At 72.6% G+C, this 11733-nt stretch carries 4 protein-coding genes; 3 read left to right on the plus strand and 1 reads right to left on the minus strand.

All coding sequences use genetic code 11. The features are described 5' to 3' along the window. Nucleotides 1-5240 (plus strand): hypothetical protein (locus tag GT354_RS05130; protein WP_161354973.1); only part of this gene is annotated, 5240 nt, incomplete at its 5' end. 19 nt (nucleotides 5241-5259) lie between these two features. After that, nucleotides 5260-7911: a right-handed parallel beta-helix repeat-containing protein gene (locus tag GT354_RS05135; protein ID WP_346011862.1), complete on the plus strand. Its 2652-nt coding sequence runs from the start codon at nucleotides 5260-5262 to the stop codon at nucleotides 7909-7911. A gap of 228 nt (nucleotides 7912-8139) precedes the next feature. On the opposite strand, the gene GT354_RS05140 is transcribed toward GT354_RS05135, so the two are convergent. Next, nucleotides 8140-9969 carry a serine/threonine-protein kinase gene (locus tag GT354_RS05140; protein ID WP_161354974.1) on the minus strand — a complete coding sequence of 610 codons (1830 nt, stop codon included), beginning with the start codon at nucleotides 9967-9969 and terminating at the stop codon, nucleotides 8140-8142. A 175-nt stretch (nucleotides 9970-10144) separates the two neighbouring features. Here GT354_RS05140 and GT354_RS05145 point away from each other — a divergent pair. After that, the coding region (locus GT354_RS05145; RefSeq protein WP_237534393.1) for an MFS transporter at nucleotides 10145-11733 on the plus strand (1589 nt) is incomplete at its 3' end.

Raw genomic sequence — 11733 nt, forward strand, 5'->3', positions numbered from 1 at the left:
GGCCCGGCGACCGCCTGACGCCCGCCCAGATCACCCAGCTGTGGCAGCGTGACGCCGACCGGGTGGGTGCGGTGTTCGGCGCGGCCGGCGACCCGCAGCGCGCGGTCCGGATCGAGGCGTGGGGCAATCTCGCGTCCGCCCGCAACGAACTCGGCGCGGCCCGGCAGTTGCTGCACGACGCGCAGGCCCACCCGGGCGGGTCGTCCCGGGGCCCGTCGCCCGAAGCGGTGGCCCAACAGGCGGTCGACCGCGCCGAGATCAAGGTCAGGACCGCGCTCGCGCACGTCGACGACCTGGGCATGAACGTGGGCGACATCGACGCGGGCCTCAACCAGGCGTTTGCGCAGAGCATGCTCGAACACCCGCGACTGGTGGGCGGCAGTTCGCACGGGGCGTCGGGAAGCGGCGCGGTCGGCACCGCCCCGAACTCCCCGCTCGTGGCCGCTGCGGTGACGCAACCCCCGCCGCCCATGCCGGACATCGCCCTGCACGGCAACGGCTCGTCCTGGCTCGCCGGCGGATCGGTCCGACCGACCGTGGGCGAAAACGGCGCGGTGCACTACCGGGTGCTGGGCGCCGACGGCACCCCGGAGCCGGGGGCGCACGTGACGTTGCACAGCGACGGCAGCTTCGACATCGAGCACGCGGACGGTCGCGGCCACGGGTTCGACAGCACCGGCGGGCTGGTCGACGAGAGCTTCCCGTTGCACGGTACGCCCGATTCCCCGTCCTCCTTCACGGTGCTGACCGAGCACCACCCCGGCGGCCCGCCGACCCACACCCTGACGGGCGGAACCGGCGACGAGGCCCTGGACCTGCTGGACACGGGCGGCTACCGGGTGACCGACCCCCGGTCCGGCCTGTCCACCCGCTTCGACCTTCAGGGCAACTTCGCCGGGCGCGACGTCGCGCTGGTCGACGCGGCCGGCAACCGCGGCCACTACGTCGTCTCGACCGGCACCGGCCACACCCTCACCGACGTGCACGGCAACGCCCTGACCCAGCTGCGGCTCAGTGCGCCGGGCGAGGGCCTGCTGCGCCTGACCGACGACGTGAGCGGCGGCTCGACACTGCACGGCCCCGACGGCCGGATCGTACAGACGAGCACGTCCCTGGTCGACGATCTGGGCGCTCGCGGCACGCTCTTCGCGGTCGAGCGCAACGGCACGCACGTGCTCACCGACGCCGCCGGCAACGCCCTCGCCGGCACCCGGCAGGTCGATCTTCCGGCCGGCACGGGCGTTCGGGTGACCGACCACGGCACCGGCGCGTCGGTGCACTACGACCTCACCGGGCAGGTACGCGAGCGCGGTATCGCCGTCGCCGGCGCGGACGGGGTTCGCGGCGACCGCTTCGTGGTCGCCGACGGCACCGGCCACGTCCTGACCGACGCGGCCGGCACCCGACTGGGCAATACCGTGCACATGCTCCCGGACGGCGGATACCGGGTCGAGGCGCCTCCGGGCGGAGCGCGGTCGTACGAACGCTTCGACGCGAACGGCACCACCACCGGTCACGGTCGGCAGCTCTTCGACGAAACGGGCACTCCGGTCGGGATGTTGGACACCCCCGCGGTCACCGGCCCGCACCCGCTCGCCCCGGCCCCCGGCGCGCAGTTCCTCGACGACGCGCTCACCCCGGGCAGTGCCCGGCCGGCGACCGACAACGGACTCGCCGGTATCCGGGTCGAGGACCCGAACGGCGGCCACCGGGTGTTCGACCCGGCCTCGGGGCGACTGACCGACCAAACGATGCCGCTTCGCGGCGCCGACGGGGCGCCCGGCACCATGCAGCTGACCATCCGTCGCGAGGCGGGCATGGACCCGCGGTTCGGGGCGGTCGACGCGACCGGCGCGCCCCTGCCGAACGTGACCGTGACCCGAGAGCACGGGACATACCGGTTCACCGACTCCGGCAACCACAACTCGTTCGTGCGCCACCGAGCCGACGGCACCCTGCTGGAGACCGGGACGGCACTGCGCGGATCGCACGGCGTCGACGGTACCTTCGCGGTGGCCCGCGAAACGCACGGCGGCGGCGCCCCCGTCTGGCACCTGGAGAACGCGGACGGCCTGGTGCCGCACCGTACGGTGACCAGGGACGCGGACCACAACCTGCGCGTCGCGGTGGACCACCCGAACACTCCGCGGCACGGCGAGTTCCGCGATCACGGGCCGAACGGAAACCTGCGGCACGAGGGCTTCAACGTCCTCAAGGACGGCCGCCGTACCGACCACCAGTTCCACGTGGACCACACCGCGCAGACGCCGAGTTGGCGGCAGGGTTTCCATCCGGACGTGACCCCGCCGACGGGCACCCGGCCCTCGCCCACGGGTTTCCAGCACGGCACGGTCGACCTGTCGGGCGCGGCGAACGGCCGGATCCGGCTCCAGTCCGCGACCAAGGGCAAGGTCGACGTCTTCGAGCGCCGGCTGCTGCCCGACGGCACCGCGCTCGACGCGTTCCGGCGCACCGACCTGACCGGTTTCGGCAACACCAGCCGTCGAACCACGTGGGTCCAGTGGGATCACGGCGGCGTCGCGCTGAGCTCCGGTACCCGCCGGTTCGACACGTCCGGCTTCGGCTGGACGGACGTGAACTCGCGTGGCCAGGTCGTCCGCGAGTACCGCGACTCGATCCAGAAGTACGGCACCGCGACCGGGCACACCGTCGGGGTCAAGGCCGGCGACGGCAACTGGACCTGGCACCGCTACGACGGCGCGGGACACCAACTCGCCGAGGGTCCGCGCACGGTGCACGTCGACGGCGGCTGGAGCGACCGACTCGCCCCCGGCGGAGCCCCCGTGCAAAGGCAGTGGGGCACCTTGCACACCCCGGACAACGCCCGCCACTACTTCGAGCACACGGTGGACGCCGCGGGCGTTCCGCAACCGTCGTGGGCCAAGCAGTCCCCGCAAGGCAAGGAGAGCGGCAAGCACACGCAGACCGCCCCGGATTCGTCGTTCACCGTCGAGCGGTTGTCCGAACAGCGTCCGCCCAAGTGGGTCCGCGACCGGTGGATCAAGGGGGCCGGCGAGCCCGGCGGCGCACACGCCCATCTCGGCTCGGACAACCGCTACCAACTCTTCTCGTGGCACAAGGAATCCGCCGGCACGCACACGAGCGGCACCCGTTTCGTGGGCGACGACGGCAGCTGGGTCGACATCCTCGCCGACGGCGGGTTCGTCCGCTCGGAGACGAAACTGCACGGCGGCACCACGCTCAAGGTCGGCGACAACGCGACACCGCCCGCAGGGGCGCCCCACGTGGACGCACACGTGGACGCCCGCCCCTGGAGCGACGGCACCAACTCCGGCTTCCGGGTGGAGACCACCGGTGGTGGGGGCGGCGCGATCTGGCAGGACCGACGCTTCGTCCCCGGGAGGGCCGACGGGGTCGCCGGCCATTGGGAGGTCGTCCGCGAGGGCTTCCCGAACGGTTCGATCCGCGAACACCTGTCCCCGCCGCACGTCAACGCCACGACCGGTGACATCCCCGGCCGGCACGTCACCACCTGGATCCAACGCGACGGCCACGGCTATCCGGTCGGGCACGCGCAGAACTGGCCCGACGGCGCCGGTGGCAGCGTGCGGATCGTCGCGGAGGGCGGCGCCGACGCCAAGTCGTGGCAATGGCAGGCGATCGACGCGGACGGCACCGTCACGGCCCACGGCAGGCGCGATCTGTTCCGCAGTTCGAGCGACCCCAGGCTGCCGTTCGACGACTCCTTCCGGGACTTCGACGCGGCCGGCAACCTCGTACGCGACAAGCGCATGCTGGACGGCGGCTCGTACGTCGACTCGTGGCACGTCGCCGACCCCACCCCCGGTGGCACCGGCCCCGGGACGTGGCAGTGGGAGAAGTACGGACGCAACGGCGTCGCACAACCGCACGGCGGCGCCGGCGCGGGCGCACAGACCCGCACGTGGTGGGATCCGAACGGCGCCACCAACGGCAACCCCGGGGCGTGGGAGCTCAATCCGGTCGGCACCAAGAACAAGAACCTGATGTTCCGCGACGAGTTCCGCGCGCCGGGCGACGCGCACCCGACCGTGGTCCGCGAGACGCCCCCGCACCTGGCGGGCAGCGCCCCGGACCGGATCCGCCAGTACCACTCGGGAAACACGGCCGACCCCCCGGCCGCCGGCACCTGGACCGAGTTCGACCACGGCGCCGCCGTGCGCACCCGCACGGCCTCCGGCAACACCTTCCTCGAACACGACGCGTGGCGCGGCCAATGGCGCAAGTACGACGCCGACGGCAACCTGCTCGCCCGGCGCACCGACAGCGGCCTGGTCTTCGAACGCGACTCGCTGGGCCGCTGGCAGATGACCGGCACCGAGAACGACTTCCGCGGCCCGCTCACCGAACTTCGCGGCTGGGGACGGCGGTTGCGCGAGGGCCAGCGGATGCCGTGGACCGGCGCCGAAACCGGCATCGACGTGTCGCAGTTCCGCGCAGCGCTGACGAACCTGCCGGGCGTGGACACCACTCGACCGGGCGTCCTGCGCCTGGCCGAGGCCGGCTACCAGCCCTACTGGAAGGTCGTCGCGAAGAAGGCCGCGCTGGAATTCGCCCAGGAATTCGCCATCGAGTTCGCCGCGAACCTGCTCGCCAACGGCATCAACGCGGCGATCAACAACAAGCAGTTCACGTGGCAGGACGTGGGCAAGGCGGCCGCGAACGCCGCCGTCGGGTCCGCGGTCAAGACCACGGTGGGCACGTTCGTACACGAGAACAAGTTCGACTCGATGCGGTGGACCGGCGAACGCAAGGCCGGCCTGGCCAACATCGACGGCGGCAAGCACCTCAATCGCCGCCCGGGCAACCACGACAAGACGTGGGCCAACGAGTGGGCGGGCAACGAGACGCCGACCCGTTGGCGCAGCGGCACCTACGACTTCTTCGTCGGCGGCGGGATCGGCGGCCTGGCCGGCTGGGTCAACGGCAGCATGAACGCCGCCGTGTGGGGCGTGAAGGACGGCAACGGTGTCACGCACACGCTGAGCGGCTGGGACGCGTTCCTCGACGGCGGCATCTCGGCGCTGTCCGGCACCCTCAGCGCGGGCAGTATCGCGCTGGGCCGCAACCTGGTGATGAGCGGTGCGGGCGGCCGGTTCTTCCACCGCCAGGGCTTCGCCGACTTCTGGCTCAACATCGGCTTCAAGACCGGCGAGAAGCTGTTCAACAGTTGGCTGCAGTCCACGTTGCGCGGCAACTTCAACCCGTTCTGGTACTAGAGAGGTGCGTAGCGCTCAGGTGGCGAACATCGATCGTCGGGACACCGTCACCGGCTCCGCCGCGGCGAGCTCGGGCACTGCCGTGGCCGCACCACCCGTGGTCCGGGTGGCCGCGAAGGGCCGCGGCACGTACCGCAGGATCGCCGACGCGGTGCGGGCGGCACCGCCCGGCGCGACCGTGCTGATCGCGTCCGGGCACTACACCGAATCGCTCGTGCTGGAACGGTCGGTGACGCTGCGTCCGGAACCCGGCGCGGGCGATGTGGTGCTCACCGCGACCGACGCGGGGCCGGCGGTGACGGTGCGCGTCGCGGACTGCGCGGTGCGGGGGATCACCGTGCAGAGCACGGGTGGTGACGCACCGTCGGTGAGTGTGGGCCCCGGGGCGGGGCTCGTGCTCGCCGAGTGCGTCGTGCTGGGCGGGCGGGTGGAGGTGCGCGGCGGGCCCGATCGCCTTGCGGGGGACGGGGATTCGACGGACCCCGACCTGGACTCCCACACCGACGCCGACTCCGACGCACCTCCGGTGGCCGGTGGGACGACGTCGGCGTTGCTGCTCACCGGGACGCGGCTGCGCGGGTCCCGGTTGGCCGGACTGCACGTGTCCGGCGACGCGCGGGCCCGGGTCCAGGACGTCGAGGTCGAGGCGGTCGAGGGCACCGGCATCGTGGCGTCCGGCTCGGCCCGGGTCGACGTGATCCGGCTGCGCCTGAACGCCACGTCGGGCTCGGGCATCCGGCTGCGCGGCCGGGCCGTACTGCGCCTGACCGACTCGACCCTGCACGGGTGCGGCCGGGTCGGCCTGCTCCTGGAGGACGCGTCCTCGGCCGCCGCGAGCGAGAGCCGGGTGAGCGCGCCCGGCGCGGCCGGCATCCGGCTCGGCGGCAGCGCCAGGGCCGAACTGACCGACTGCCGGATCCTGGACGCCGCCGCTGCGGGTCTGGTGGTCGAGGGCTCGGCCCGCGTGGTCGCGCACGGCTGCGCGGTTCGGCGCTCGGCGACCAACGGCGTACTGCTCGCCGACGCGGCGGGCGCCGACCTGACCGACTGTCGCGTCCTCGATTCGGGATTCGGCGCGGTGCACGCCGCCGGTACCACCGTGCTGCGCCTGTCCGACTGCCGGATCCAGGGCACGCCCGAGCACGGAGTGCACACCGTGGACACCGCGCGCGCCGAACTGGTCGACTGCGCGGTCTCCGCCGCCGCGATGACCGGCATCGTCGTCGCGGGCCGGTCCTCGGCCATCGTGACCGGCTGCCTGGTCGCGGACAGCGCGACGGGCATCGGCATCGGCTCGCCGACCGGCTCGCGCGTCGAGCGCTGCACGGTGCGGGCCACCGCCCGAACCGGTATCGAGATCACCGGCGAGGGCGTCGCCGAGCTGGCCGGGAACCGGATCATCGGGGCCGGCGCGGCGGGTGTCGTACTCGACGCGGGGTCACGGGCCGAGTCGGTCGGCGACACGATCGAGGACTGCACGGGCTCGGGGCTCGTGGTGTGGACCGGCGCCCGGCCGACGGTGACCGGGTTGCGGGTGGAGCGGGCCGGCAAGAACGGCGTCTACGTCGGGGAGCAGGCCGGCGGCACGTACACGTCGTGCGACGTGGTGGGCGCGGGCTACTCCGCGCTGCACATCGGCGGCGGCGCCGACCCGCTGTTTCGCCGCTGCCGCATCCGCGACTGTACGAACGACGTGAGCACCGACGCGGACGCGGCGCCGGTCTTCGACGACTGCGACCCGGCCATGGGCGGAATTCCCGCGCCGCGCGCGGCGGTTGCGGCGCAGGTGGGCTCGACCGCCGCACCGGTGGCGGACGAACTGCCCGACGTGGTCGAGGAGAACCTGCCCGACCTGCTCGCCGAGTTGGGCGAACTCGTGGGGTTGGAAGGGGTGAAGCGCGATGTCGCGTCGATGGCCAAGCTCATGCAGACGGTTCGGCTCCGGATCGAGGCCGGGCTGCCGGCACCACCGCTCAGTCGGCACCTGGTGTTCGCGGGCAACCCGGGCACCGGCAAGACCACGGTGGCCCGGTTGTACGGGCGATTGCTCAAGGCACTCGGGCTGCTGAGCCACGGCCATCTGATCGAGGTCGACCGCAGCGCCCTGGTCGGCGAGTACGTCGGGCACACCGGCCCCAAGACCGCGGCCGCGTTCAATCGCGCGCTGGGCGGTGTGCTGTTCATCGACGAGGCGTACTCGCTCTCCCCACTCACGGGCGGCAACGACTTCGGGGCGGAAGCCATCGCCACGCTGGTCAAGCTGATGGAGGACCACCGCGACGACATCGTGGTGATCGCCGCGGGCTATCCGGGCGACATGGACCGCTTCGTCGCGTCCAACCCGGGCCTGGCCTCGCGGTTCACCCGGACCCTGCTGTTCGAGGACTACGACGCGGACCAGCTCGTCGCGATCGTCGAGCACCAGGCGGAGCGGCACCGCTACGAACTCAGCCCGGCCGCGCGCACCGACCTGCTGGCGCTGTTCGCGGGGATGACCCGGGGCGACAGCTTCGGCAACGGCCGCTCGGCCCGCCAGGCGTTCCAGGAGATGACCGAACGCCAGGCCGGCCGGGTCGCCGAGCTCGACGACCCCACCGCCGCGCAGCTCATCGCCCTGGAAATCGCCGACCTTCCGCAATCCTTGGCGGGGGCGGCGACCACGCCGAGTTGATCTCGCAGTCGTGGGGGCGAGTTGTGGTCGCCCGCCCCCACGACTTTTCGACGGTTGCCGTCGACCCGGCGGCCGCCGAACGCGCCCGAACTCGGCGAGGGCACTCGGCCTCGGCGGGGGCACTCGGCCTCGGCGAAGGCCCCGGTCTCGGTGAGGGCCCGGTCTCGAAGACGGCGAATCTCGCGAGACCGAACCCGCGACACCGAACCTCGACACCGCCGCACGTGCTCAGTCGCGCGGATAGGTCTTGGTCACCTTGCCGTCGAGGTCGGCCCGGAGGTAGGCGCCACCGTAGTCGTCCGTCACGTACACGCTGATCGACGGCACCCGGTCGATCAGTCCGAGGTCGATGCTCACGTAGTGGCCCGTGGGTTTCGCGATGCCGAGGTCCTTGTCCGCCTTGGCGAGCAGGGTCGGCAGCGCGTCCCAGTTGATCTTCGTGACATCGATGGTCTTGGTGTCGCGATCCGTACTGCCGCGTGGGCTGTCCTGGGTGGTGGCTCCGTTGCGGTACGAGAACGAGTTCTTGAGCTTGGCGTTGTCCGGGGTGGGCGCGTCGATCGACGCGTACTCGGGGTAGATCACCAGTCGCTTGACGTTCGTTCCCTTGATCACCGGCTTCATCGACTCGACCATGCTCCGCGCCCCGGCCGGCGTCAGCAGGTCTTCCTTGGGTCTGGTCGACGTGGGCGCCGAGGTCGGGACGCGGAATTCCGAGGGGAGGGCGAACGGCTCAGTCGTCTTCCCCGCGGAAGGGGTCCGCCCCGGTGTCTCCGAGCCTTGCCGGGCACTCGCGGTATCACCCGCGTCGGAATCGTGAAGGAGGGCCTTCACCGAGAACGCCGCCAGGACCCCGACCACGCACACGCCTACGAGCGAGCCCACGATGATCCTGGCCTGCCCGGCCCGACGCTGCGCGGCCGATTCGGGGGGCGCCGGATGGTACGGATCGGCCGACGGGTCCCCGACCGACCTCCCGTTCGACGGCGGTCGACCCCCCGCCCCGCGCGAACCACTCGTCGCCGAACCGCCGGTCGCCCAACCCCCGGTCGCCGAACCGGCTCCCGTGCCCGGACCGGCCTCACCGCCGGTCCCACGTCCCGGCGTCGCGTCCGCCCCGTGATCCGCCGCCGACCACGACGGCCACGACGGCACGTCCGTGATCGGCAGGGACGACGTCGTGTGCTGCGCCGACGGCCGCCCGCCCCCTGCTTCGCCCGCCTCCGCCACGGCCGTCAGCAGCCGCTCCAGGTGCGTGGCATCCGGTCGCGCCGCCGGGTCGCGGACCAGGAGCGCGGCCAGGACCGGCCCGAGCGCCCCGGCGCGGACCGGCGGCGGCACCGAATCGGTGAGCACCGCCGCGAGTGTGGCCAAACTCGTGGCCCGGCGCAGCGGGTGCTGCCCCTCGACCGCGACGTAGAGCATCATGCCGAGCGACCACAGGTCGGACGCGGCGTTGTCCTCTTCGCCGCGGATGCGCTCCGGCGCGATGTACTCGGGAGAGCCGATCAGTTCCCCGGTCGCGGTCAGGTTCGTCGACTCGCGCAGCGCGGCGATGCCGAAGTCGGTCAGTACCGGGCTGCCGTCGTCGCGCAGCAGCACGTTGCCCGGCTTGACGTCGCGGTGCTGGATCCCGGCCGCGTGCGCGGCGACGAGCGCGGACAGTACGCCCAGGCCGATCCTCGCCGCCTCGGCCGGCGGGACGGGACCGAGCGCGAGTCGGTCGTGCAGCGAACCGCCCGGCACGAGTTCCATCACCAGCCACGGGTGCGGCACCTCGGCGGCGTCCACGATGTGATGGATCGTCACCACATTGGGGTGGTTCAGCCTGGCCAACGACCTGGCCTCACGCAGCACGCGTTCGCGCAGCATCTGCGCCGCCGTCGGGTCGTCCTCCAAAAGTGCCGGGTCCGGCGGCCGAACCTCCTTGAGCGCGACCTCCCGATGCAGGGCGAGGTCGCGGGCGCGCCAGACCAACCCCATACCGCCACCACCGAGCCGGTCCAGCAACTCGAAGCGGCCGTCGATCACGCGCCTGCCAGGTATCCCGCCGTTCATGCGGCACACCCTACAAATCCGGACGCCCATTCGCGGCACAGGCCGCCACATCGTGGGCAGATCCCTCGCGCCGGCCTCCCGGCACCGAGAACCGGCACACCCGATCCACGCGTCCCCCGATACCAGGACCGCGCCACTCCCCCGGCCTCACCTCAGGGAGTTCTTCGTGCCCCACATGCCCGATGCCGGATCGAACCCGCGCTCCGCCGACCCGATCGCGACGTCGACGGCGCAGGGCTGCGGCGTACCTCGCCCCGCCTCCCCCGGCGCCGCGATCGTTTCGATCGACGCCCGACGCTGGTGGGTACTGGCCGTGGTCACCCTTGCCCAACTCCTCGTCGTGGCGAACGCGTCGGTCCTGCACTTCGGGATGCCCCGGATTCGGCAGGATCCGGGGTTGGGCGCCGACGACGTCCGATGGGCGGACCGGGCCTACCTGCTCGCGTTCGCGAGCCTGGTCCTCGTCGGGGGCCGGCTGGCCGACTTCGCCCGCCGGCGGGTGGTGGTACCGGCGGCCGGCCTGCTCGGACTCGTGCTCGCGTCGATCGTGGCGGGCGCCGCGCAGGACCAGAGCACGCTGCTGGTCGGCCGGGTCCTACAGGGAGCCTGCGGCGCGCTGATCGTGCCCGCGGCACTGTCGATCCTGAGCACCACCTTCACCGATCGGACCGAGCGGGCCTGGGCGTTGGGGGTGCACGGCGCGACGGCGGGCGCCGGGGCGGGTCTGTGGGTCCTGCTGGGCGGGCGGGTCGTGGAGGACGTCGACTGGCGTTGGTGCCTGTACGGCACGGGGATCGGCGCGGCCTGCTGCGCCGCGGGCCTGGTGCTCGTGTTCGCGGGCCGTCCGGCACCGGCACCGCCCGGCGGGCGGGGGTTCGACCTGTCGGGCGCGCTCATCGCACCGGCGGGCCTGTGCCTCGTCCTGTACGCGTTCGTCGACGCGGAGGACAACGGCCGATTCGGCGGCACCGCCTGGCTGTTCGTGGCCACCGGCGTCGCGGTACTCGCGGGTGTACGTCGGATCGGACCCGTCGTGCGCGAACCGCTCCTCCCGAAGCGCATTCCGCTCGATCGGGACCGCGGCGCGGCACTGCTCGGGCTGTTCGCGGGCGCGGTGTCGACGACGGCGGTCTTCGCGTTCGTGCCCTCGTACCTGCAACTCGCCCTGGATTACCGCCCGTCGCAGATCGGTCCGGCGTTGCTGCCGATGATCGTGCCGCTGCTGCTCGTCGCACCGCTCGCGGCCGGCGTCCTGGTCCGCCGTTACGGCGCGAAGACCGTCGTGCCGCTCGGCTGCGGACTTTCCCTCGCCGGCTTCGTGTTCCTGTACCTGCTCGGCCCGAACAGCTCGTACGGCGACGACGTGCTGCCCGCACTCGTCCTGATCGGGGTCGGCTCCGGACTGGTCCTGGGCCCATGCGTGAGCGCGGCCGGCCACGGGATCCGATCCGCCGACTCGGGCGCCGCGGCCGGCGCCGTGGTCACCACCCAGGCACTCGGAATCACGCTCGGCATCTCGACGCTGAACCTGGCCTTGGCCCACCCACTGAGCCTGCCGAACCGCATCACGTCCTACCCGTACGACGGAAACGCCGCCGAGATCACTCTCCTGGAGAGCTACCCCACGGCCTTCTGGTGGACGGGCGTGCTGCTCGCCCTCGTCCTCGCCGGCACCGCCCGCCTGTTCCGCCCGCTCTCGCGCGCCGGCGAGCCGGACGCCGATGAGCCGCACTCCGCCGGACCGCCCCCCGCCAAGCCGCACCC

This window comes from Streptomyces sp. SID3343 (assembly GCF_009865215.1).
GTDB lineage: Bacteria > Actinomycetota > Actinomycetes > Streptomycetales > Streptomycetaceae > Embleya.

Coding starts and splice junctions, on each gene's coding strand:
- GT354_RS05140 (WP_161354974.1), bottom strand. CDS start 9,969: ATGAACGGCGGGATACCTGGCAGGCGCGTGATCGACGGCCGCTTCGAG.